At 64.5% G+C, this 21,491-nt stretch carries 23 protein-coding genes and 3 pseudogenes; 12 read left to right on the top strand and 14 right to left on the bottom strand.

Annotation, left to right across the window (positions count from 1 at the left end; genetic code table 11):
- Positions 1 to 67: 67 nt before the first annotated feature.
- Positions 68 to 2,130, top strand: a pseudogene (locus tag DK389_RS05705) (MHYT domain-containing protein); the annotation flags it as partial.
- Positions 2,131 to 2,185: 55 nt separating this feature from the next.
- On the opposite strand, the gene DK389_RS05700 reads toward DK389_RS05705, so the two are convergent.
- A complete protein-coding gene (locus DK389_RS05700) occupies positions 2,186 to 3,394 on the bottom strand; it encodes an IS256 family transposase (protein ID WP_109896934.1) in 1,209 nt (402 codons plus the stop codon).
- A gap of 119 nt (positions 3,395 to 3,513) precedes the next feature.
- On the opposite strand from DK389_RS05700, the pseudogene DK389_RS35515 reads away from it, so the two are divergent.
- A pseudogene (locus DK389_RS35515) lies at positions 3,514 to 3,753 on the top strand (hypothetical protein); the annotation flags it as partial.
- A 629-nt stretch (positions 3,754 to 4,382) separates the two neighbouring features.
- On the opposite strand, the gene DK389_RS05690 reads toward DK389_RS35515, so the two are convergent.
- On the bottom strand, positions 4,383 to 4,922 hold the full coding sequence (locus DK389_RS05690; RefSeq protein ID WP_109888002.1) for a hypothetical protein: 540 nt from the start codon (positions 4,920 to 4,922) through the stop codon (positions 4,383 to 4,385).
- A 931-nt stretch (positions 4,923 to 5,853) separates the two neighbouring features.
- On the opposite strand from DK389_RS05690, the gene DK389_RS32065 reads away from it, so the two are divergent.
- Positions 5,854 to 6,072, top strand: coding sequence for a hypothetical protein (locus DK389_RS32065; RefSeq protein ID WP_162560515.1), 219 nt, complete (start codon positions 5,854 to 5,856; stop codon positions 6,070 to 6,072).
- Between the two features lie 24 nt (positions 6,073 to 6,096).
- On the opposite strand, the gene DK389_RS05685 is transcribed toward DK389_RS32065, so the two are convergent.
- Entirely contained in the window at positions 6,097 to 6,312 is a 216-nt protein-coding gene (locus tag DK389_RS05685; protein ID WP_162560514.1) for a hypothetical protein, read from the bottom strand.
- A 272-nt stretch (positions 6,313 to 6,584) separates the two neighbouring features.
- Here DK389_RS05685 and DK389_RS33920 point away from each other — a divergent pair.
- Positions 6,585 to 6,776, top strand: a pseudogene (locus tag DK389_RS33920) (hypothetical protein); the annotation flags it as partial.
- A gap of 405 nt (positions 6,777 to 7,181) precedes the next feature.
- Here DK389_RS33920 and DK389_RS05675 read toward each other — a convergent pair.
- Together DK389_RS05675 and DK389_RS05670 are read right to left on the bottom strand one after the other, a co-directional pair.
- Positions 7,182 to 7,829, bottom strand: a complete 648-nt coding sequence (locus tag DK389_RS05675) for a DedA family protein (protein WP_109887998.1) — start codon at positions 7,827 to 7,829, stop codon at positions 7,182 to 7,184.
- Between the two features lie 107 nt (positions 7,830 to 7,936).
- On the bottom strand, positions 7,937 to 8,140 hold the full coding sequence (locus DK389_RS05670) for a hypothetical protein (protein ID WP_109887996.1): 204 nt from the start codon (positions 8,138 to 8,140) through the stop codon (positions 7,937 to 7,939).
- 280 nt (positions 8,141 to 8,420) lie between these two features.
- Between DK389_RS05670 and DK389_RS05665 the strand changes: the two genes are divergently transcribed.
- The 3 genes from DK389_RS05665 to DK389_RS05655 all read left to right on the top strand — a co-directional run bounded on the left by DK389_RS05665 (position 8,421) and on the right by DK389_RS05655 (position 11,931).
- Positions 8,421 to 8,717 carry a hypothetical protein gene (locus DK389_RS05665; protein WP_109887994.1) on the top strand — a complete coding sequence of 99 codons (297 nt, stop codon included), beginning with the start codon at positions 8,421 to 8,423 and terminating at the stop codon, positions 8,715 to 8,717.
- 175 nt (positions 8,718 to 8,892) lie between these two features.
- Positions 8,893 to 9,729 (top strand): SMP-30/gluconolactonase/LRE family protein, encoded by an 837-nt coding sequence (locus DK389_RS05660; RefSeq protein WP_236960636.1) that lies wholly within the window; start codon positions 8,893 to 8,895, stop codon positions 9,727 to 9,729.
- Positions 9,730 to 9,918: 189 nt separating this feature from the next.
- The gene (locus tag DK389_RS05655; RefSeq protein ID WP_109887991.1) at positions 9,919 to 11,931 is read left to right on the top strand and encodes a thioredoxin domain-containing protein; all 2,013 of its coding nucleotides are present in this window, start codon (positions 9,919 to 9,921) and stop codon (positions 11,929 to 11,931) included.
- A 401-nt stretch (positions 11,932 to 12,332) separates the two neighbouring features.
- Here the strand turns inward: DK389_RS05655 and DK389_RS05650 are convergent, their stop codons facing one another.
- The 3 genes from DK389_RS05650 to DK389_RS05635 form a co-directional block, all read right to left on the bottom strand.
- Complete coding sequence (locus DK389_RS05650; protein ID WP_109887989.1) at positions 12,333 to 12,572, bottom strand: DUF3072 domain-containing protein; 240 nt, start codon at positions 12,570 to 12,572, stop codon at positions 12,333 to 12,335.
- Between the two features lie 435 nt (positions 12,573 to 13,007).
- Positions 13,008 to 13,652: an SOS response-associated peptidase gene (locus tag DK389_RS05640; protein ID WP_109887986.1), complete on the bottom strand. Its 645-nt coding sequence runs from the start codon at positions 13,650 to 13,652 to the stop codon at positions 13,008 to 13,010.
- A 261-nt stretch (positions 13,653 to 13,913) separates the two neighbouring features.
- Positions 13,914 to 14,918 carry an IS110 family RNA-guided transposase gene (locus tag DK389_RS05635; protein WP_418292041.1) on the bottom strand — a complete coding sequence of 335 codons (1,005 nt, stop codon included), beginning with the start codon at positions 14,916 to 14,918 and terminating at the stop codon, positions 13,914 to 13,916.
- 549 nt (positions 14,919 to 15,467) lie between these two features.
- Here DK389_RS05635 and DK389_RS35510 point away from each other — a divergent pair.
- Positions 15,468 to 15,650, top strand: coding sequence for a ribosome modulation factor (locus DK389_RS35510; protein WP_109887983.1), 183 nt, complete (start codon positions 15,468 to 15,470; stop codon positions 15,648 to 15,650).
- 409 nt (positions 15,651 to 16,059) lie between these two features.
- Positions 16,060 to 16,407 carry a hypothetical protein gene (locus tag DK389_RS05625; protein ID WP_109887981.1) on the top strand — a complete coding sequence of 116 codons (348 nt, stop codon included), beginning with the start codon at positions 16,060 to 16,062 and terminating at the stop codon, positions 16,405 to 16,407.
- A gap of 336 nt (positions 16,408 to 16,743) precedes the next feature.
- On the opposite strand, the gene DK389_RS05620 is transcribed toward DK389_RS05625, so the two are convergent.
- A complete protein-coding gene (locus tag DK389_RS05620) occupies positions 16,744 to 16,980 on the bottom strand; it encodes a hypothetical protein (protein WP_109887979.1) in 237 nt (78 codons plus the stop codon).
- A gap of 316 nt (positions 16,981 to 17,296) precedes the next feature.
- On the opposite strand from DK389_RS05620, the gene DK389_RS05615 reads away from it, so the two are divergent.
- Positions 17,297 to 17,506 (top strand): hypothetical protein, encoded by a 210-nt coding sequence (locus DK389_RS05615; protein WP_109887977.1) that lies wholly within the window; start codon positions 17,297 to 17,299, stop codon positions 17,504 to 17,506.
- Between the two features lie 160 nt (positions 17,507 to 17,666).
- Positions 17,667 to 17,843 carry a hypothetical protein gene (locus tag DK389_RS32060; RefSeq protein ID WP_162560513.1) on the top strand — a complete coding sequence of 59 codons (177 nt, stop codon included), beginning with the start codon at positions 17,667 to 17,669 and terminating at the stop codon, positions 17,841 to 17,843.
- Positions 17,844 to 17,967: 124 nt separating this feature from the next.
- Here the strand turns inward: DK389_RS32060 and DK389_RS05610 are convergent, their stop codons facing one another.
- The 4 genes from DK389_RS05610 to DK389_RS05595 are packed head-to-tail and all read right to left on the bottom strand — an operon-like array spanning position 17,968 to position 19,667.
- Positions 17,968 to 18,855, bottom strand: coding sequence for an MBL fold metallo-hydrolase (locus DK389_RS05610; protein ID WP_109887975.1), 888 nt, complete (start codon positions 18,853 to 18,855; stop codon positions 17,968 to 17,970).
- A complete protein-coding gene (locus tag DK389_RS05605) occupies positions 18,855 to 19,061 on the bottom strand; it encodes a hypothetical protein (protein ID WP_109887973.1) in 207 nt (68 codons plus the stop codon). The genes DK389_RS05610 and DK389_RS05605 overlap by 1 nt, the downstream gene beginning before the upstream one ends.
- A 3-nt stretch (positions 19,062 to 19,064) precedes the next feature.
- Positions 19,065 to 19,400: a hypothetical protein gene (locus tag DK389_RS05600; RefSeq protein ID WP_109887972.1), complete on the bottom strand. Its 336-nt coding sequence runs from the start codon at positions 19,398 to 19,400 to the stop codon at positions 19,065 to 19,067.
- A 3-nt stretch (positions 19,401 to 19,403) separates the two neighbouring features.
- On the bottom strand, positions 19,404 to 19,667 hold the full coding sequence (locus DK389_RS05595) for a hypothetical protein (RefSeq protein ID WP_109887970.1): 264 nt from the start codon (positions 19,665 to 19,667) through the stop codon (positions 19,404 to 19,406).
- 160 nt (positions 19,668 to 19,827) lie between these two features.
- Here DK389_RS05595 and DK389_RS05590 point away from each other — a divergent pair, with 160 nt between their 5' ends.
- A complete protein-coding gene (locus tag DK389_RS05590) occupies positions 19,828 to 20,226 on the top strand; it encodes an exopolysaccharide production protein YjbE (protein WP_109887968.1) in 399 nt (132 codons plus the stop codon).
- A gap of 240 nt (positions 20,227 to 20,466) precedes the next feature.
- Here the strand turns inward: DK389_RS05590 and DK389_RS05585 are convergent, their stop codons facing one another.
- On the bottom strand, positions 20,467 to 20,739 hold the full coding sequence (locus DK389_RS05585; RefSeq protein ID WP_109887966.1) for a hypothetical protein: 273 nt from the start codon (positions 20,737 to 20,739) through the stop codon (positions 20,467 to 20,469).
- Positions 20,740 to 21,491: the final 752 nt, after the last annotated feature.

The following is a 21,491-nucleotide window of genomic DNA, read 5'->3' as shown; positions in this document are numbered from 1 at the left end:
AACGGAGAAGCTGCAAGGTGCGTTCCTCTTCGGACGTGAGCACAGCTGCTCACGAGGTTGCAGAGCTATGGCCGCTGAAGGATCTCACGACCACTTCCTCGTTCTGCTCTCGGTCGTGATCGCGGCGGCAGCCTCCTACACGGCTCTTGATCTCGCCAGCCGCGTGCGTGCCGCTACAGGTTGGGTGCGGCACGCGTGGCTCGGAACGGCTGCTGTCGCGATGGGCGGCGGGATCTGGTCGATGCACTTCGTCGCCATGCTCGCGTTCAGCATGCCGGGCATGGAGGTCAGCTACGATCCAACCCTCACCGTGCTCTCGCTTCTTCTCGCCGTCGGCGTCACCGGGGTCGCGTTCGCTGTCGTGAGTAGGAGCGAGGCGAGCACAATCATGCTCGGGTTGAGCGGCCTCTTCATGGGGCTGGGCATCGCGGGCATGCACTATGTCGGCATGGCCGCGATGCGCATGCCGGCCGACCTGCGCTACGAGAGTGTCTGGGTCGCAGTTGCGATCTTGATCGCCATCGGAGCCTCCACCACAGCCCTGTGGCTTGCATTCCGGTACCCGGGGCAGCGTCCCGGATCGTCGCAGCGCTCGTCATGGGCGTGGCCGTGGCTGGGATGCACTACGCAGCCATGCAGGGCTCAGTGTTCCACGCTCATGCAGGAATGGCTGCAGCCCACACGGATGCCAGCCTCGATCAGGTCAAGCTGGCCCTGGCCGTTGCTACCACGACCTTTGTCATCCTGTTCCTGGCCTCTGTGGCTGCCATGTTCGACCGGCGGTTTGCCGTTTTGGCGGAGCGCGAGGCCGAAGCGCTTCGTCAGAGTGAGGAGAGCTTCCGCAGGCTCTACAGCAGGACGCCTCTTCCGCTTCATTCGCTCGACAGTGACGGCCAGATCGAGCAGGTGAGCGATGCATGGCTTGACCTCCTCGGCTACACCCGCAAGGAGGTGATCGGCCGCCCGCTGATCAACTTCATGACGGAAGCTTCTGCTCGCCAGCGGATGCAGGAGGACTGGCCTCGGCTGATCCGGGAGGGCACGCTGGAGCAAGCCGAGTATCGGTTTGTCACGAAGGCAGGCGAGATCCGAGAGGTCGTGGTCTCCGGGCGAGCCGAGTACGACCACGATGGCGCATTCACGGGTGTTCTCGGCGGCCTTGTCGATGTGACCGCGCGTAAGCGTGCCGAAGAGGCACTGCGTCAGGCGCAGAAGATGGAGGCGGTGGGTCAGCTAACCGGGGGTGTGGCGCACGACTTCAACAACCTGCTGGCTGTCGTGATCGGGAACCTCGATCTGCTGCGCAAGCGAATCCCTGACACCCCTCGGCTACGCCGCCTGCTGGACAACGCTGCGCAGGGTGCTCAGCGCGGCGCGGCGCTGACGCAGCGCATGCTTGCCTTTGCGCGTCGCCAGGATCTCAAGCCAGAGTCCGTGGACATCGCTTCTCTGGTCGAGGGCATGACAGATTTGCTCCAGCGAGCTGCCGGGCCAGCGGTGCGCGTTGAGGAGCACTTTCCTCCTGAGCTTCCCGTGGTCCGCGTTGACGCCAACCAGCTGGAACTCGCCCTCATCAACCTGACGGTGAATGCGCGCGACGCGATGCCGAATGGTGGCACAATCGCCCTGACGGCGCGGGAGGAGCATGCCGGTCCTGAGGCCGCGGATGCACTCAGACCCGGCAATTACGTGTGCCTGTCGGTCAATGACACTGGCGAGGGTATGGACCCAGCGACCTTGGTGCGGGCACGTGAGCCATTCTTCACGACCAAGGGTGTTGGCAAGGGCACCGGGTTGGGGCTCTCGATGGTGCACGGACTGGCCGAGCAGTCGGGTGGCCGACTGGTCCTGTCGAGCGAGAAGGGGAAAGGCACAACGGCAGAGATTTGGCTGCCGTTGGCCGAGGAGGCTGCTTCCGCAGCGCGCCCGGCCGACACCACGGCCGAAGCCGTTGCTTCGGCGTTCAAGCCGCTGCGAGTTCTGGTGGTGGACGATGATGCTCTGGTGCTCGCAAACACAGCCGAGATGCTGGAAGACCTTGGCCACACGGTCGTTCAGGCAGCCTCAGGGCGGGAAGCCCTGAGCGCACTACGTCATGGACGCGATGTTAATTTGATCATCACCGATCATGGGTGACGTCCGTCAATGAGGTGGACTTTCGGGGTGGAATTGGAGTGGCCATCGGTCAGGCCGCCTGTGGTGGAAGTGTCGTGACGCTCTCCTCGATCAACGCCGGAGCAAACCCGGCCATGCCCTCGATCTGCATATAGCGGTGCTGAAGCTGCCACTCGTCGTTGGCCTCCAGGAGCACCGCACCGATCAGGCGTTGGATCGAGTCCGTGTTGGGGAAGATGCCGACCACATCGGCGCGCCGCTTGATCTCCTTGTTGAGGCGTTCCAGCGGGTTCGTGCTGTGAAGCTTGGCCCGATGCTGGAGCGGGAAAGTCAGGTAGGCCAGCACGTCCTCGCACGTGGCCTCGATGAAGACCTTCAGCTTCGGCCAGCGGTTGTGCAGTTGCTCGCCCAGGTGCTGAAGGGCGGCCCGGGCGGCGTCCTGATCGGGCTGCTGGAAGGCGTGGCGCAGGCCGGCAGCCACCATGGTCTGCTGGGTGCGCGGCACGTAAGCCAGCGCGTTCCGGGTCCAATGAACGCGGCAGCGTTGCCAGGTCGCCTTCAGCATCCGGCGGATGGCCGCCTTGAGCCCCTCGTGGGCATCCGAGATGACGAGCTGCACGCCCGAGAGCCCGCGCTTGACCAAGCTCCGCAGAAAGTCTGTCCAGAACACCTCGGCCTCGGACGGACCGATGTGCAGGCCGACGATCTCGCGCCGCCCCTCTGTGTCCACCGCGACGGCGACTATGGCAGCGACAGAGACGATGCGACCGCCCTCGCGCACCTTCAGGTAGGTGGCATCGAGCCAGAGATAGGGCCACGCACCCGAGAGCGGACGCGTCAGGAAGGCGTTCACGCGCTCGTCGATCTCCTTGCACAGCTTCGACACCGAGGACTTGGAGATGCCCGACAGGCCCATGGCCTGCACGAGGTCGTCGACGCGCCGAGTCGAGACGCCGGCGATCCACGCCTCCTGGATCACGGCGACCAGCGCCTTCTCGACCGTGCGGCGCGGCTCCAGGAAGCCGGGGAAGTAGCTGCCGGTCCGCAGCTTGGGGATCTTCAGGTTGAGTGAGCCGAGCCGTGTGTCGAGGCTGCGTTCGCGATAGCCGTTGCGGTAGGTGCTGCGTTCGCCTGTGCGCTCGTAGCGACCGGCGCCGATCAGGCCCTCCACGTCGGCCTCCATCAGGATCTGCAGGACCGTCTCGGCCAACGAGCGCAGGAAGTTGCCGTCGTCAGCCTTCTGCAGCGCCTCGATCAGTGCCACTCTGTCGTCGGTCATCGGGTGCTCCCGGCTCAGGTTGAAGTCCGCAAACTCCACCTTAGCCGCCGGCCCCGATGACCACCCCAATCTCCGCCGAAGCGGCCCCAGAAATTACACCTCGTCCGCGGACGCTACCCGATCATGCGATGCCGGAAATGACCGGTGTGCAGCTTGCGGCTGCGCTCCGGACTGATTGGCCTGATCTGCCGATTATCCTAGCGTCCGGCTACACAGACCTTCCGGAGGGCACGGGCTCCGGACTGCCTCGATTGAGCAAGCCGTTTAGCCAGGCGGCGCTGAAGCGAGCCGTTAGCGACCAAGCACAGGCCATAGAGCATCGGTCGCAAGTCATCCCCTTCCCAGCGCGGCAGGTATGACTAACACGCCGAGAAACATTTTCGCTGATGCTGCTCCGACCGGGCGGAGCAGTGAACCCTAAGGCACTGCCTCTAAGCACATCGCGACTGTGCAGCCTGCGGCTGATGTTCGAGAGCCTGATGCACGAGGCAGGCCCCTACTTTGCCAGGTGCGAGGCGGCTGGAGCCGCAGCCCACGACCGACGTAGAGAGGCCCCAGTGCCGTTCAGCGCCGGGGCCTCCTCTTGTCAGCTTGCAGAGCTTCACCGCCCATGTCCATCCAGACCTGCGCCCGCCGAACCCTGCCTTGTATGGCCCGAACCCAGATCCCGTTGCTGACGCGGCTGACGGAGGTGCCCAGCGCAGGTGCTGGTTGTACCCGCCTCGATGCCACTCGGTTCCTGCGAGGGGAAACGGACCACAACCCGTAGTCCGGAAGCAGCGTCACTCGTCAGCAATGTTCCGGTAATGTTCGTTCCTGTATGACGGCATCTCACCGGGAGGGCTGGCGGCCATGCACACCACGATCGTTCGTGTTAGCTGGCTCTTCGCGTGCTCTTTCCTGGGCATGCCTGCGCTGCCCCACTGACAGACGAGAGTGTGCCGGCCACCGTGTTGGCCCAACACGGTGGCACGGGACGACCTTGATCTCAGACCGTGCCCGGCTCCTTCTCGAACACGCCGAGCCACACCTTGAGCATCTGCGAGATGGAAGCTTGCTTGCTCGCTTCCGGTGCTGTGTCCGCTCGTGCAGCATTGAGCCGGTCAGCGGCAACATCAGGAGCGAGCGGGTCCGCCTGCCGCCCGATGGCCAGAGCCCCTTCGAGAACACGAATACCCTCATCCATCGACACATGCGGCATGTACCGGCCATCCAAGTCGATGCGTGCCCGGATGTAGGCGGCTCGCTCCCGCTCGATCTCGGGTGTGTCCGCGCAGGCAAGCCGGGTGACGAACGGAATGAGGCGCTGCCGCTCGACGTCGCCAGCCTCATCGTTCAGATGCAGCGCCAATCGGCAGATCGGGCGCGAGAAGCACAGCGGCATGTCGGTGGGTGCGCGCACCGGTCGGTAAGGGAAGCCGCACGCCACGATGGCGGCCTCGTTGATGCAGGTGCCGCCCTCTGGTCCAGGGAAGGTGTGTGAACCGCGCTTCAGCGTCCAATTCAGGATGTGGTAGAAGTCCGTCATGGTGGCTGATCCTGTAGCCGCCCCCAGGATCAACGCTCCCGCTTCCGGCCAGTATCCCGCAGCATTCACGACTGTTTGATGTGAATGGACATGGTGCCGAACCAGGACAGGATCTGCGTTCCCGCCTTCAGCCGCGCAGCGTCAGAACCACACTGGTGGCTGTAGGAACGATCTGTATCGCTGCTCGAACGGCGCTTCGTACCTTTTCTGGCAAACTGTCCTTAAATCGAGACCGCCGCCGATTACGGCGGGTCCGCTCGCTCCTTGGCCACATTCTCTCCATGTGACGCCGCTCAGTTGCCCCCGGTTTGGGCAACCCAAGGAGCGCGTAATGTATGCTCTTCACACTGCTTCAGGCGCAGCGGCTTGTTCGACGACGGCCGCAGCCGAGCGTCCGGTCGTTGATCTCGACCGCCAAGCTCTCGGATGTGTCATCAGAGGTATCTCTTCCGGTCTGCGTGATGCGCTGCCGGTGCCAGAAGGCGAGCCGCTACCGGAAACGTTCGACCCGTTGATCCGGCGGCTGATGACCGGCCCGCTGAGCCGTCTCGGCGCGCATTCGAGGCGAAGAGCTGTGAACCATCCGTCCCGAGTCGCTGGCCGCGCTGCCGTAAAGTTCAGTTGCTGAAGCTGGTGTCTCTACTCGGCGACGTTCGTCGCAGCGCACTGTGGACCATCTTCTTGCCGGTGCATCCAATCTGCGTCGCGCGGCGTTGAGCCTTCACGAAGATGGCCTTACACCCCATCATCCAGCCTTCCGCTCGGTCGTGCCCCGGCGCGACCCTGCGTCCCCATAGGAACCCCGCACCCCATGCCCGACGACAGTAGTCGATCGACCCTGCCGCCACTGGCTGACCGCGTGAGCCGCGCCTGATTGTTTGATCCGGCTCGCCCGCGACCGGCCTTGGCGGCTGGTCAGATTAGGTGAGCCATGACCCTTCGAAACAAATTTTCACGCGCGGCAGCGCCTGCGCGACGCGACCACAGCGCTGCCGCCATCGTCATCATGATGCTGCTGGTTTTCGCGCCCGTGCTCGGCATGCACATCGCTGCCGTAGCCTTCGACTCTGACTCCGCACCTGTCACGAAATCCTGGGCCGCCGATGGCATCGCAACGCTCTTGAGGCTCGGCCACGGCTCTCCGGGCTGACCCGCAGGCCCAGTTCCTTGCCGCCTACGCAGCTTCACCCACCGTGGTGGTCGCCTCCGAGCGAACGAAGCAGCGGTCGAAGCCGTCGGGATCGTAGACGCGTCCATGCATATCACTAACCTGCACGTCCTGCGCCTGCACGCTCTCCAAGGATCTGGCACGCTCCAGTGCGGTCTCCGGAGATCGGGTCTGATAGGCGATGTGACCGTCCTGCGTGCTCGCGCTGATGATGAAGTGCAACAGCTTCCCTCCGTGGCTGATACGGCCGAGCTTAACGAACTGAGGCCCGGTTGACGAGGTTGAGGCCGGAAGGGTGAGGATGCGCACCGCGCCTCTCTTCGAACTCCGTCAGTTTCACAGCAGATGCACGGCCACGGGCGTCGAAGGCCATAGGCGTGCACAGGAGGCTCCATGAAGAAGTTGGCTCTGTCGGCTGTTGCAGCTGCGTTCGCAGGCTCCCTGCTCGTCGCTCCGGCCGCTGAGGCTCGCCCCCAGGCTACCGCGGCGGGCACGGCTACCACGGCGGCTATGGCCATCGGGGTGGCTACCGCCACTACGGCCACTGTCGCGGCTCGGGCGTAGGTGGTGCTCTCGCAGCAGGTGCGGCGCTTGGCATCATCGGCGGCGCTATCGCCGCCAGTCAGGCTCCCCGCTACTACGCTCCGGCTCCGGCCTACGGCTACGATCCCTACTACGGCTACTGACCGCCGTCGTAGTTCGATGCGAAAAGGGGTGCCTTCCGGCACCCCTTTTTCGTTGCTGCTCAGTCTGCCTTGAGCACATAAGCATTGATGCGGTTCTGCACTATGCAACCATGCCAAGCGCAACCACACATCCGATCAGAGTTACGAAAGAAAAACCGAAGCCTAAGCTTGCTTGAAGCAGCGACGGGCCTGACGGGAGCGCATTTCTATATTCAGCATTAGTGCTCATTTATCGTCCCCAGCGTTTGAATTTGGCTTGCAACGCAGGCACAAGCTGAGCGGTTCCATCGGAAGGCGTGCACGGTCGCTTGGCTGCGCTTCTCGTCTTCACCGCAATCACGCGATCGTCTCAAGCAACGGGGTTGGAGCATCCCCAGCCCTGGGACGTTGATCGTCCGCTCGCCCTTAGGTCGGCATCAGCGGGCCGGGGAGCGCCTGCTCTGCCTCTTCCAGAAGGCGCGCCTCGTGCTTGCGCAGCATGACGATGAGCCAGATCAAACCAGCCGCTGCCAGGACGAGTAGGCATACGCCCACGGGACCGGTCACTGCCTCGATGCGCGAGCCGAAGAAATAGGCTCCGCAGGCAAATACCGTCGCCCAGACCAGCCCGCCTGTGGCATTGAACAGGAAGAAACGTGGCCATGCCATCTGGTTAGCGCCCGCCAACAGCGCCGCCAGCACGCGCAGCACGGCGACGAAGCGGCCGAGGAACACGACCTTGCCGCCATGGCGCAGGAAGAGGTAGCGCCCGAGCTTGATCTTCTCAGGTGTGATGCCGATCCGTGGCCCGTGCCGGACCAGCGCGCGCTGCCCCACGCTCCGGCCAATCCAGAAGCCGACGCTGTCGCCTATCACCGCCCCTGCCACGGCTGCCGCAATGACCGCGCCCAAGGAGAGATTGCCGGTTGCTCCGGCGTAGAGGGAGGCGGTGACGAGACACGTCTCACCCGGAAGCGGCAGGCCCATGCTCTCCAGGCCGATCACCAGCGCCACGATCCAGAGTCCGTGCGTGGCGATCAGGTGGGACAGGTCTCCAAGAACGAACTCCAACATGGACCCACCCGGTTTGCTGCTGCGGATGTTCGGCCGGCCTCAGGGTGGTTGAGCCCAGCACTGAGGCACCTTCCGAACGCACGTCAGCGCTCGCCGCCTCGTTCAACTCAACGGTGGCTCTCGCTGCTCCGGCTCATGCGGCGAGCCACATCTCGGCTCGCGTGAGACTGCCCGAAGATCAGCCAGGCTATGGCAAAGCCGAGCGCACCTGCGGCGAACAAGCCGCCGAGCGTCGCACCGTCCATGTTGCCGAGGGCTTGGCTGCCCTGTCGGTAATAGCGCTGACCCTGATCAGAGGCGCTGTCCCACATGTCGGACGCCTGTCGCGACGCGGACCGCCGCCTGCTTGTGGCGCTGAACTTTCGCAGTGAGCCCGCAACGATCCGGGTGGGCAAGGCAGTCCGGATCTTGGCGTCAAGCCATCCTGATCTGACAGGTACGCCCCTGCAGGCGCCCAGCCTTGAACTCCGCCGCAACGAGGGGGTTGTGGTTGAGCTGGCCTAAGATTTGTGCCGCCTCACGCAGGCACCTTTTCCCGCCTGGACGGTTCATCTGGCAACATGTTCCTGGGTACTTCACAAGGAAAGCGTCATGAATACGGCCAATCTTCAGCTGGAGGGCCTCTACGCCGCTGTCGCGGGTCTCATGAACGCTCTGCGTGACAAGAACCTCCTCAGCCAGGAAGAGATCGACCAAGCTTTCGGGGGTGTTGAGGCCGCCATGGTGGCGGACCCGGGACGGCCCACGCAGCTCTCCGCTGCTCATGTCGACGCCATCTGCTTCCCGGCGCGCTTCCTCAGGCTCGCCAATCAGGTCAGTGCGCGAGGCGATGCGCTTTCCTTCGCTCAACTCACCGCCGAGGTCGGTCGCTCGAAGCCACCCCGCTGATGCAAAGCCGAGGGGCGATTGGCTCACATTTGCTCGCCCGAGGAGCCTTTGCCGAAGGCCTGCGATAGCAAAGGAGTGACGCATCGTGGCCATTGTGCTTCGCAAGGCAGGACCGCCGCAGCCGGTCGGGGACGTGCCACCCCCAACCGCCTTTGACCCCCGCTTCACTGACCTCGTGGCGAAGGGAGCGCAGTTGTGTTCGCTCTACGATCAGGCAGTGTTCAGCGAGGGGCCGGTGTGGTGGCCCGCGCGCGAGATCCTGGTCTGGTCGGATGTCGAAGGGCGACGCGTGCTCGGGTGGCATCCTGACGGCCGGGTCGAGGTCGTGGTCGATGCCACCCCATTCACCAACGGCCACACGATCGACGTGGCCGGCAACCTGATCCACTGCGAACACGGTAGCCGGGGATTGAGCTGCACGACCCCTGACGGGCGAACGACCGTGCTTGTGCGTGACTACGATGGTCGCCGCTTCAACTCACCCAATGACGTGACCTGCGCACCGGACGGAGCACTCTGGTTCACGGATCCGGCCTTCGGCCTGCATTCGCCCCGGCAGGGTGCCCTCGACGAGCCTGAACTCGACCACAGGAGTGTCTACCGGTTCGATCCCCAAACCGGACAGGTCGAGCGCATGGCGGACTTCGAGCAGCCAAACGGCCTGGCATTCTCACCCGATGGCAGCACGCTCTACGTCTCCGACACCTCGCAGGCTCTTGGCGGCACACGGCACGAGATTCAGGCGTTCGACGTCACGGAAGGCGGCAGGCTGAGTGCACGGCGGCTGTTCGCGGTGATCGAGCCGGGCGTGCCGGATGGCTTCCGCGTTGACCAGCGCGGCTGGATCTGGACGAGTTCAGGAGCAGGCGTGCAGGTGTTCTCTGACCGAGCGGAGAAGCTCGGGTTGATCCCGACGCCCCAGGCCGCCACGAACTGCGCCTTCGGCTCTGGAGAGCGGCGGCTGTTCATCACGGCGCAGCAGCACCTCTACGCGATTGATCTCGGCGGGTGACCGAACCCGGTCGGACCAGTCCGCCCCCAATTCATTGATCCGGCACATCGAGGAGTTGGATCGTCCTGACGTGTCAGCCCAACAGCGTGCCACCTCACTGGATTCCTGCGTCTGGGACACCCGGAACCGTGTTTCCCCCGAGCTGCTTCCTGCGGAGGGGCGCCCTATCGCACTTGGAACGCACGCTCGATGAACCGTCTCGCGCAAGCGACGTCACCCTACCTGCAGCAGCACAGGGACAACCCGGTCGCTTGGTGGGAATGGAGCCCGCAGGCGCTCGCAGAGGCGGTACGCCTGAACCGCCCGATCCTCCTCTCCATCGGCTACTCGGCCTGTCACTGGTGCCATGTCATGGCTCACGAGAGCTTTGAGGATCCGGACGTCGCAGCCGTGATGAACGCGCTCTTCATCAACATCAAGGTGGATCGCGAAGAGCGGCCCGATGTCGACCACATCTACATGGGCGCGCTGCAGGCCATGGGAGAGCGGGGTGGCTGGCCCCTCACCATGTTTCTGACGCCGCAGGCCGAGCCGTTCTGGGGTGGAACCTACTTTCCCAAAGAGCCACGGCTCGGCCGCCCTGGTTTTGTCGACCTCCTGCGCGCTGTGGCTCATACCTTCGAGAGTCAGCCTGAGCGGATCGCAGGCAATCGTGCTGCGCTGCTGAACGGCCTGGCGGGGTCTGCAGGTCATGCACCCGCTCCTGCAATGACAGCTCACGACCTTGAGAGCGTTGGTGCGCGGTTGGCCGGCGTGTTCGATCCTCGGAACGGCGGTATCGGTGGCGCGCCCAAGTTCCCGAATCCCACGGTTCTGGAGTTCGCTGCCCGGCATGCACGCCGGGCCGACGACGGGATGCTGCGCGAGCTCGTCCACCTCACGCTCGAGCGCATGGCCAAGGGTGGCATGCACGATCATCTCGGGGGCGGCTTCGCACGCTACTCCACCGATGAGCGTTGGCTCGTGCCGCACTTCGAGAAGATGCTGTACGACAATGCGCAGCTGATCGACCTCTACGCGCTGATGGCCGTTGAGACGGGCTCGCCGCTCGCGCGATCGGTGGCCGAGGGGATCGTGTCCTGGCTCACGCGCGAGATGCTCACGCCCGAGGGTGCGTTCGCCTCCAGTCTCGATGCGGACTCGGAAGGGGAGGAAGGCAAGTTCTACGTGTGGGATCCCGCTGAGATTCGAGCGGTTCTCAGCCCCGACGACGCGGCCCTGTTCGCGCGCATGTACGACATCACGGACGGCGGCAACTTCGAAGGCAAGAGCATCCCCAACCGGCTCGATGCCCCCGAGACGGATACGGGCACGGAAGCCCGGCTGGAACGACTGCGCGCGACGCTGCTCGCGCGTCGCGAGCTGCGCGCCCGACCTAGCCGCGACGATAAGGTCTTGGCCGATTGGAATGGGCTGATGATCGCGGGGCTCGTGCGAGCGGGGCTGCTCCTCGATCGGCCGGACTGGGTAAGCCTTGCAGCAACGGCCTTCTCAGCCAACGTGAGCCTGCTGGGGCGCGACGGCCGCCTCGGGCACGCGGCGCGGGCAGGCAGCCTGGTGTATCCGGGGTTTGCACTCGACCACGCCACGATGATGCGGGCCGCCCTTGCCCTCTTCGAAGCAACCGGGGAGCAAACCTATCTGGAGCACGCACGGCGCTGGTGTGACGTGCTTCTGCGCGAGTACCGGGTACCAGAGACGGGCCTGCTTGCGATGACCTCAAGCAAGACGCCGGAGCCGCTCATCACGCGGCCCCAGCCTGTGCAGGACGACGCTGTACCCAACGCCAACGGGGTCTTCGCTGACGCACTGGTGCGGCTCGCCGCACTGACGCATGACGAGACAGCCCGGCGTGAGGCGGAGACGCTGCTGGAGCGGCTCAGCGGTCCAACACGGGTCTCCCCGCTGGCCCATTGTTCCGTCCTCAACGCCGTGGATCAGCACCTCCGCGCCACCTCCATCATCGTCGGATCAGAGGCGGCGGAACTCCTCGAGACGGCTCGGCGCCTGGCGTATCTCGACCGGTCCGTCGCCAGCGCCACAGCATGGGACCGCGTGGTGGCGGACTGGAAGAACGAGGCTGCATTAGATCTCGGCGCCCGGTCGGCGCTGATCTGTGCAGGAATGCAGTGCTCCCTACCCGTGTCCGATTCAGTAGCGCTCCTCGCTGCTCAGCGCGACGCACTGGGCAGTCACACCTGAGGCAAGACGGTGCTGCGCGTTGCGGGACCATGATCCGAGCATCTCTTGACGCGCCGCGGTCAGCACGACAGCGCTGTAGCAGGGCAAAGGCAGGATGCTTCAGCTCTATCGACCGATCATGCGGCGATGTTGTCGCGCTCTGTTCGTAGGCGCGGTTACCAGTCGCCGTGTCGTTTGTCGGGTCTGTTCAGGGGGCTCTGACGCGGTGAAGGATCCGCTGCAAAGCCTGTTGTGGTCGCCAGCAGAGGGGCGGGCGAGGAGGAACCTTGAACTCTGTTCCTCTCAAGCCCATGGCCGGCCTGCAAATCGGTCAGAGATGTTGCAAGGAGACCCGTGCGTCTTGGCTTCGCGCAGCCTCGGCCGTGGCCCGCCCGTCCTCCCGGACTTGGGTCAGCACCGTCTCAGGCATGACCTGCATCCGTCCTGAGGGCATCAATGCGCTTCGAGGCCTCCGCCTTATCAAGATCGGGATCGAACGCCTCCGGCTCCTTGGCCTCCTCCGAAAGGGTCTTGAGGTAGGAGGCCTGCGCGCCGGTCATCGGTTCGCTGCCGGTGGTCCACTGATCGGGATCCTTGACCCGGTTCGAGGCGTCCTTGGGGTTGGTCTTGGGATTCTCGTTCTTCGTCGCTGCCTTGGCCATTGCGAACCTTTTTGTTCGTGTTATGTTCTCACAACGCCGGCGATGCGATGCGAGTTCCCGGCGGCGTAAACATCTGACATCTCAGCGCTATCTTGCGGATGCACTCTGCCGATCCGGAGCCATGGTGATGGCGATCACTGCCCCTCTTCAGCCTGTTCCGCTCCGTGACGTCAGCCCGGTCGCGCTGATGCGTGCCCGGGCTGTTGCTGACGCGAACTGCCTTCGTGCTCTCGCTCGCGCAGCGCTGCGAGACGGTGCGCCGAAGCCTCAGCTCCGGGCCGGAAATGCCAGAGCTGCAGCGCATCGCGTCCTGGCTCATGCGCGCTGTATGTCGGTGCTGGCGTAGCCTGTGCCGGCCCGGGGGCTCTTCGACCTGGTCACCTGAAACGCCTACTGCTCCGCGACGACAGGGCGACAGGCGTGCACGAGTGCGCCTCAGCCCTCGTCCTTGCGAGCGCCACGCGCGACGACCTTCATCATCTCATCGGGCAGCGGTCGCTGAAGCTTCATCGCTTCCTCGGTCGGTGCTTCGAGCCAGGTGCTCCACTCGTCCTCGGTGGTCAGCAGCACCGGCATCGCCTTCGGGTGAACAGGACCGACCACGCCGTTCGCCTCCGTGGTCAGGAACGAATACAGCCGATGCTCCTCCTCGACCGGCTCCTCTCGTTTCGGCCCACGCACGCCCGTCCATGGTCTCCAGATGCCGGCGAACGCAAACAGCGGCCGCTCGTCGGCGATCGCGAACCACACCGGCGTCTTCTTCGGCTTGGTGTCGGCGTACTCGCTGAACGCGGAGACTGGCACGAGGCAGCGGTATTCCGGCTTCAGCCAGGGTCGCCAGTAGGGTGAGGCGACGTTGCGCACGTTCGTGACAGGTTGCGTGCCGACCTTCGGCGGCGGCGGGAAACCCCAGCGCATCATGCTGAGCTCGCGTCCTTCACCGCGCTGGCGCACGACCGGTGCCATCTGGTCGGGGAAGATGCCGGGCAACGGCGGCAGGTTGCCGGTCTGATCGTGCGTGATGCCGAAGACGCGTCGTATCGCGTCCTGGCCCTTGTTGAGGCTGTAGAGATTGCAGATGTGGACGGCCCCCGCTTGTCAGGATGTAGCAGCTTTCTGACCTGATCGCTTGCTCTCAGATGTCCGGCCTGTTCGCGCGGGCGAGGCCCGCTGGCCAAGATGGTGTTCGCTACACGCGTTCCAAGCACATGGGCGACGTGAGAAGTCAGTGTAACCTTCGGAAGCTCGCGCGTATCGACCGACCGGCCATACCATCTGCTGCATCCTGCAAGTTCATGGGCTATCCGCCGAGCAGCCTCGCCCGCCGGTGCCGATCTCGGATCAGGCCGGCAGGGCGGCTCGCGGCTGGCTGTAGACGCCGCCCGTGACCATCAATCGCCATGCGATGCGGGCGAACTTGTTGGCCAGCGCCACCGCCACGAGCTTGGGCGGCTTCCGCTCCAGTAGCGCGACGAGCCACGCCGAAGGCTTATGCCGGCCTTTGCGGACGTGCCTTAGCAGGGCGGTCGCTCCGACGATCAACGTCGAGCGGAGCGCCGAGTCCCCGGCCTTCGTGATGCCGCCGTGTCTCTGGCGTCCGCCGGTCGAGTGATCCCTCGGCGTCAGCCCGATCCAAGCTGCGAAGTCGCGGCCGGACCTGAACGTCTCCGGCGGCGGAGCCTTCATGCTCAGCATGGTCGAGCCGATGGGTCCTACGCCGGGGATCGTCGCGATCCGCCGGCTTACGTCATCCTCGCGATGCCATCGCATCAGCTTGGCCTCGATCTCTTCGAGGCGTGCCTCGACGGCTGCGTACTCCTTGGCCTGGAAGCGGAAGAGGTCACGCGCCATCTCGGGCAGGCTATCGTCCTCCAGCACGCGCTTGATGAGCCCGTTGACGTTCTGCCTGCCGGTAGCTCCGACGATGCCGAACTCCGCCGCGTAGCTCCTGAAGGCGTTCGAGAGCTGCAACTTCACGCTGACCAGACGCTCCCGCACGGTCATCAACATGCAGGCCGCCTGACGCTCCTTCGACTTCACAGGCACGAAGCGCATGCTCGGCCGGGTGACCGCCTCACAAAGGGCCTCGGCGTCAGCCGCATCGTTCTTCCCGCGCTTCACGTAGGGCTTCACGTACTGCGGAGGGATCAGCCTCACCTCATGGCCGAACGACTGGAGCAGCCGCGCCCAATGGTGGGAACTGCCGCAGGACTCGATGGCGACGAGGGCCGGCGGCAGGCGCTCGAAGTAGCGGACCATCTCGGCGCGACGGAGCTGGCGGCGGATGAACACGACCTCGTTCTCGTCAACGCCGTGGAGCTGGAAGACCGACTTGGAGGTATCCATGCCGATGCGGACGGGAAGGTTCACTGGACGCTCCTCTCATCTGGCTGAGACGCCGAAGCGCATCAAACCTTTGGGTTGAGAGGCCGTCCACACCAGCACAAGGTCCTGCAGACGGGCCGGCAGATCTCCGCCTGGGAGCTCGCAGGTGTCAGCGAGACCACGAGCAACACAAGGTCCTGCAGACGGGCCGGCAGATCTCCGCCTGGGAGCTCGCAGGTGTCAGCGAGACCACGAGCAACACCGTGGGTAACGGCAGCGGCGGGACCTGAACGGGAGGGCAGTAGAGAGCTTGCGTGGCGCATCAATCCTCCATCCCGGATGTGAGATGCCTCTCACGCACCGAGCTCACGCTTAATCCATGTTGTGCTTGCTCTGGAAAATAGCGTGGATGGAGAAGGGTTTCAGCTTGGCCTTAGTAAAATTCGAGATCCGATTTGTTTTGCGAGCAATTCAGTTGCAAGAAAACCAGATGGTTGCTCGTGCATCAATGCGGGATCTGCAGAGCTTCGACCGAGTTGCTTTGTGGGGGCGGAAGCCAGAGCTATCGCCATGGCAGATACCTGTCACACCCACATCGATCCCATTGCCCAAGGAGCATGGGCGCGCATTCACGGTCGCGCGAAAGATGCTTGCCCGTATCCACGTGACAGCGAGGAGCGCGCGTCCTGGATGGAAGGCTACGACGGGATGCCGCGAGACCGAACCCAGGACTTGCCGTTGTCATCAGCCTGAGCGCTGCGGGCAGGAGCCTGCCGTATAACGAGGTAGATCGTTGCGTGCGCCGTGCACTTCACTTTTGCGAAGGCTGCCGGCGGGAGTTGAGGCCGAAAGTGGCAGCGTCGGGATCTACCCCGGTATGGCCCTGCCGGCGGAAATCTTCCCCCTTGGACCGACGCCGGCGGGGCTGCTCCTCACATCCACCCTCCGCCCCGCAGCCTTATAGCTCGCGGGGTTTCTCTTGTGGACGGACATCGCAGGCTGCAAACACGGCTCAGCGGGATCCTCCCGCTTCGGGAACTACCTTGGCCCGCCCGGTTCGCCGGCGCGGGCTTCTTTATGCCCGCCCGTCCTCCAAAATGAACAAGGGCATCTCAGCAAGGTTGGCCCGAATGGAGAGCGCTGGCTGAGAAGGGCCAACGAGGTGTCCCCCGACCTCCCCGACCTCAAGGAAACGCGGGAGCTACTCGAACTCTTGGCGCGCCAGGATCGCCAGGTGCGCGAGGTCCGCGTGCGCTACGGGGTGATGCCTGGTCCCAGGGCGCCCCTGGCGTTGCAGGTTCTGTCGATGAAGATGGTTCCCCGGGTCCGTATGGCCCGCAGGGCCCTGCTAGTCATCGGAGAGATCAAAGACCGACCGCCGCCGCGGAGCCTGCCGGTCATTCTGGCGCAACAGGCGCGGCTGGTTCTGCTGGCATGGACGGTCAGGCGGGTTCTGCGGATCCTCAAGGGCCGGCAGGTGATGCTGGACGAGCTGGTTCCGCGGAGCTGACCCAGGCGGCTTGCATTCTGCTCGATTGGCAGGCCGCAATGCTTCTCAACCTCCACCGATCCCAGTGGTCACTTTGCCGGTGCCCTGGCAATCCGGGCAGGCCTCTGCCTCGAGCTTGCCGGACCCACCGCAGCGCGGGCACAGGTTCTCTCCACTGCTCGGCGTTCCGGGAGGGGCTTCGTCGCCGGGTTTCGCTGGATCCGTCCCGTTCATGGTGTTTCTCCACTAGAGGAGAAGGAAACAGGCCGATCGTGAGCGGCGTTCCGGGCGCGGTGCACGGGCAAGCGCCCGCAGCCTCAGGGCTCGTGGAGCTTTTCGGCGGCGCTTTCGATCCGCTCACAGAGCTCGCGCGAAGCCAGGGAGCAGGTCGATCGCCTGCGCCGTATCCTGAGACAGCCTGGCCTCGGTGAGTTCGACCTCAGCATCGGCCTTCACGGCCTGCCGGACCAGCTCGACGGCCTCTTCCGGACTCCCAGTGAGGGCGGCGTAGAACATCGTCAGCGGACCGTCTGGGATGCCCGCGTCGCGCCAGCTCACTTTGAGGATGTAGGCGGTCTGGTTCGGCTCAATCATGCCGGGAGCCTAGCACCGCTCCTAAGGCACAACCATACGACCATGACCGCCGCGGCCTCTGTCGCCCAAGTTAGCTAACGCGTCGGCCACCGCCTCACTGGCCTGTCCGTCACGTCACCGCCTCCGCCTCCGCGGCCGAGCAGCTGAAGTCACGCCACATCCGGCCCACCCCAGGACCGGCCGCGGTTCACAGCATCCGCTCTGCCTCGACAACCTGGTTTGGGCGGCTAGATTCCTGCCACGAGGGCAGCCGCATGAGGGCACAATGTCAGGCGGTAAGGCTGTAGTTCGGCAGCACCTCGAGCGGATCGCAGGCGTGACGCGAACCTGGTTCGAGCTGAGCCAGGAAGATGGGGCAGTGCTTAAGACGCTTGTGGTCGAGGTCTCTTTCGATACCGATCCGAACGCAGCCAGCTACAGTCAGGGCACCGTCGAGGCGATCTTCAGCACTGCCAAGGACGTGCTCACGAACGAGACAACGATGACCGTCAGCGCCTTTCGGATCGTGCCGCGAGACGCTCGGTGATGCGCACCGCCCTAGTCGCTCTCGCCTTTGTCCTCTTAGCCAGTGCGGCGAGTGCGGCGGAGCGGCTTCCTACCTTCCCGAAGAAGACGAACTACGGCGGGGCCCGTCGAAGCCTGATCGCTCTCGGCTGGCAGCCCGTGAAGATGCCGGAGGCCGACGAGTGTTCCGAGTTCAACGAGCGCTGCAAGGGCAGGCAGAGATGGAGGCCTGCGCGGGCACTGGCCTCGGCAACTGCCTGTTCACGTGGAAGCGCGCCGACACGCTGATTGAAGTCGGCACGATCGGCGAGCCGGAGCCGGAAGTCGTCAGCGTCCGCTGCCGTGCGGGCTGCCGCTAGGCATAGTCGGTATCAGGCCCGCTCCAGGACTGCCCTCGGTTCATCGTCACGTTGTTGAACAGCGTGCCCTCGGTCGAAGAGTTCACCTTCGCATCCGGCGGCAGCGGTTGCCGAAGGTAGTGACTCACGACCTTCTATAGGCAGATCCATCCTCAGCCTTTGCCGGCTCTTCGACGTAATGACCCTGTTTCGGCAAGGCGACTAAGTCGAAGTCACGAGCCAGGGTGTGCAGCGCATCGCGTAGAGCAGCTCCCTTCAGAGGTCGACCGTGCCCTGTGATCGCGAGTTCCGGTTCAAGGTCAGCAAGTGCTTTCACCGAGCGCCGGGCGGCGTCCCAATCAACCGTGAAATACATCGGCGGGCCATGCAGTTCGGGTTCCTGCACAGCGACAGCGTAGGCCGACTCCTGTGCCGTCGTCACGAAAGCGTCGGCTGCGATCAGGCTGCGATCAGCCTCGCGCCAGAGAGCCACCTGACCGACCGAGTGGCCCGGCGCATAAATCCAACGCCAGCCCGGCATTGGCGGCACAGAGCCATCCTCGGGCAGAGCCTGAAGATGATCCGATACATCGACAGGCGCGCGGGGAAATAGTGGGGAGAGTCGGGCTACCAAGCCGCCACCGACGGTGGGGTCCGGGGGCGGGTAGGCGGCTGATCCGTTGAGATATGGGTGCTCAAGCGGATGAGCCCAAACTGGCACCTGCCATTCCCGCGCGAGATCCTCAACCACGCCAACATGGTCGAAATGACCGTGGGTGAGCACGATCCCAGACGGGCGGGCACCGGGGCCGAAGCGCTTCTCAGCGGCCTTCATGATGGCAGCCTTGGAGCCGATCACCCCGGTATCAATTAAGACCCAACCGCGATCACCTGCACCGGGGCGGCCGTAATAGATAACGTTGACGATGGCGTGGCGTTGGTAGGCGAGGTCGTCCGCTACTTCGTGGGTGCCGTCCGGACCAAGGGGACGATCAGCGCGTGCCTCGGAACCAACGGGAACCTGCTGTGCCATTAGCGAGCCTCGAAGAAGGGCCTCGGATCGGCCCCCTTTTGCCGATCAATCTTGCCAGCGGAATTGGAGTTCCACCTCTGCGCAGCGGCCTCGGTGCGGCCCTTCGTCGGCAGCCCGGCATGGATCGCAAGCCCGGAGGCGGTCAACGGCACGTCGGTTAACGCCTCGAGCACTTTGCGGCTCTGGACCGGCAGGGCCCGCTTCACGGCTCAGTCGTGGCTCTCGCTGGTCGCGTTTGCCGCAAGACCGTTGGCCTGCCACCGCCAGCCCCCGGTCCAATCCGGATAGCTCTCGATCCGCCGCCCGCCGCAGGCTGTGCACCGGCAGCGCAGCGCCACGTCCAGCACGTACTCGTCGGCTCGCAATCGCTCGAATGGCAGCAGCGCCTCGTAGTTGCAGGCGCACTTCACGGTGATGCCGCGGGCTCCATTTTGCCGGGCGTTGTCGACCGTTGCCGGCTCGACCTCGCGCCCCTCCTGATCGTAGCTGCGGCGCGGGTTGCGCAGGCGGCGCGGGCCCGACGGGCCCTTGCCGCTCGCGCGCATTGGTCAGTGCTTCGACCGCATCGACGTCGGCGCCCCATCGCGCGCCTCAAGCTCCATCATGACAGAGCGGAAATCCGACATCTCAACGATCCGCGCTGCAACACGCCGCGCCTCATGGCGCGACAGGCGCCCGGTGAAGTCGAGCTGCTCTGGGTCCTCAACGAAGAACAGAGTGGCGATCGCGAGCCCATTCGCGTCCTCAACCCGGTAAGCGTCTTCAAGCTCGACGACCCGCCAAGGCAATGCAAAGTCACGAAGCTCGTTCATCGCTTCTCCAGCCGCGCCAGCGGGGTTGCCCTGTGCACCGAGGCTCTAACGGCCAGCGGCCACTGTTGGCACCGCACAAAATCAGTCGCCTGCCCTCTTGAGGAACTTCCGAGCGATCGGATGATTTCCCCCGCTCCAATCAAGAGTGGAGGAACGCACCATGAAGGCCTCAACCTTCATCAGCGCTGCTGCTGCGCTGGTCCTCTCAAGCAGCTTTGCGCTGGCCGCCCCTTGCAACACCGGCGCGACCAAGGGTCAGAGCCCCGAGCAGCAGGCGGCGAACCCGAAGAGCTCGGACGCCGATCGATCCAGCAAGAACCTTGCTGGTGGGCAGCAGCCGGCCTCGCCGGGGACCGTGGGCGCCATGAACAACGTCGGCGCGAACCAGGCGGCGGGCGCGAACACGGGTTCGACGGCGCAGGCCAACAAGGGGGATCGCACCGACCCGGGCTCCAAGAACCTCGCAGGCGGCGAGCAGCCGGCCTCCCCCGGCACCGTCGGCGCCATGAACAATACGGGCGCGGACCAGAAGGTCGGCAAGAAGGACGACGATTGCTGAGCGGAGCTCGCAGCGACTGAGACGCAGCCCGCCCAGCCACGCTGAGGCGGGCTCGTTCTTTTTACCAGTCGACCGTGTTGTTGTTCGAAACTCAACGGGAAGAGCCGGCCGAACGACGCCTGACCTAAGCTATGCGCCTTTCGGACCGGCTCCCCGTTAACGACCTTAAGGAACGCACCCTAGGGTCACAGAAACAAGCTGTGATGGCGCGAAAGGTTCACGCACCAACTCTCGGTCCTGTCACGCTATCCATCGCTTCTCCGGCCGCGCCAGCATAATCGCAGTCCTGATGGCGATACGCTTCAGGAACTCGGACGCCTCGGGATCGTGAAGGCGTTCGTGGGCCCGAGGGATCGCCGCGACCGCGGAAGCCAGATCGACCTCGTAGACGTCGGCAAAAACGAAGGGCTCTTTCGCAGTGCCAGCCACGCAGGCGGTGACGGCCGCGTCGATCTCCTCCTCGCCAATCACCTTGGCCCTGAAGAGATCACTGACGGTCGGGATATCAGCCACGTGCACACTCCCTGGCTAACGCCTTGAGCGCCTCGACGTAGAGGCTGACCGAGTGTGATCTTTTGATGTTCCTCACCCTTCAGCCCTGGCAGTGCGCCGGTGATATGCTTTGCCAGTCAGTTCGCTCTCATCCATCACAGAGCTACCGGTTGGTGGGGCTTCAGCCCGATCCCGTCTGCCTCCTCTTGGCTCAACACCTCGTTAGTGGGAGCTACCTCGCAAGTCGCGGCAACCCTCTCCCGAACCACCTCCGCAGCCACTTCGGCACTTTCTGAGAGGACAGCCCAACGCTTCTTGGCGGGCTCTTGGCCAGCGATCCTAGGCGACTGACAGGTCACCACATGAGCCTGGAGGGTCTCGGTTGGCATGTCGATGGCGACGCTCACACTCGGGAGCCCATTACGTTCAACGCGGCCGATGCGTTCCGCCCGAGAGCCGACCTTTGACTTGGTGGTTGAACATCAAGGGAAAGGGCTGCCGAGTTTCTAGGAAGTCAGGCTGGGTCATTGCGGCACCTCGCCGGCAGGACGCATCGACACCTTGACCCGACCGGCCGGCTTTGGACCGAGCTGATTGCAAGGATCAGCAAGGACCAGAGGAGTCGGGCATGCGGCGAGGTCAGAAGAATCGCCGCGCACGCAAGGAACTCACAACAGCCGATCAGGCCGAGTGCACTGCGAGGCGCGTACCACGCCGGAGAAGCTCCGACAGAATCGGCTAACGCAACCCACACGCCAAAGGGCTGATCTCCG

This window comes from Methylobacterium durans, from assembly GCF_003173715.1.
GTDB classification, from domain to species: Bacteria; Pseudomonadota; Alphaproteobacteria; order Rhizobiales; family Beijerinckiaceae; genus Methylobacterium; species Methylobacterium durans.
This window is presented reverse-complemented; position numbering and strand designations above follow the sequence as displayed.

Bases quoted from the DNA above. Each gene is read 5' to 3' on its own strand.
- DK389_RS05700 (WP_109896934.1), bottom strand. From the start codon at position 3,394: ATGACCGACGACAGAGTGGCACTGATCGAGGCGCTGCAGAAGGCTGAC.
- DK389_RS05690 (WP_109888002.1), bottom strand. From the start codon at position 4,922: ATGACGGACTTCTACCACATCCTGAATTGGACGCTGAAGCGCGGTTCA.
- DK389_RS32065 (WP_162560515.1), top strand. From the start codon at position 5,854: ATGACCCTTCGAAACAAATTTTCACGCGCGGCAGCGCCTGCGCGACGC.
- DK389_RS05675 (WP_109887998.1), bottom strand. From the start codon at position 7,829: ATGTTGGAGTTCGTTCTTGGAGACCTGTCCCACCTGATCGCCACGCAC.
- DK389_RS05670 (WP_109887996.1), bottom strand. From the start codon at position 8,140: ATGTGGGACAGCGCCTCTGATCAGGGTCAGCGCTATTACCGACAGGGC.
- DK389_RS05665 (WP_109887994.1), top strand. From the start codon at position 8,421: ATGAATACGGCCAATCTTCAGCTGGAGGGCCTCTACGCCGCTGTCGCG.
- DK389_RS05655 (WP_109887991.1), top strand. From the start codon at position 9,919: ATGAACCGTCTCGCGCAAGCGACGTCACCCTACCTGCAGCAGCACAGG.
- DK389_RS05650 (WP_109887989.1), bottom strand. From the start codon at position 12,572: ATGGCCAAGGCAGCGACGAAGAACGAGAATCCCAAGACCAACCCCAAG.
- DK389_RS05635 (WP_418292041.1), bottom strand. From the start codon at position 14,918: ATGGATACCTCCAAGTCGGTCTTCCAGCTCCACGGCGTTGACGAGAAC.
- DK389_RS35510 (WP_109887983.1), top strand. From the start codon at position 15,468: ATGGCAGATACCTGTCACACCCACATCGATCCCATTGCCCAAGGAGCA.
- DK389_RS05620 (WP_109887979.1), bottom strand. From the start codon at position 16,980: ATGATTGAGCCGAACCAGACCGCCTACATCCTCAAAGTGAGCTGGCGC.
- DK389_RS05610 (WP_109887975.1), bottom strand. From the start codon at position 18,855: ATGGCACAGCAGGTTCCCGTTGGTTCCGAGGCACGCGCTGATCGTCCC.
- DK389_RS05600 (WP_109887972.1), bottom strand. From the start codon at position 19,400: ATGCGCGCGAGCGGCAAGGGCCCGTCGGGCCCGCGCCGCCTGCGCAAC.
- DK389_RS05595 (WP_109887970.1), bottom strand. From the start codon at position 19,667: ATGAACGAGCTTCGTGACTTTGCATTGCCTTGGCGGGTCGTCGAGCTT.
- DK389_RS05590 (WP_109887968.1), top strand. From the start codon at position 19,828: ATGAAGGCCTCAACCTTCATCAGCGCTGCTGCTGCGCTGGTCCTCTCA.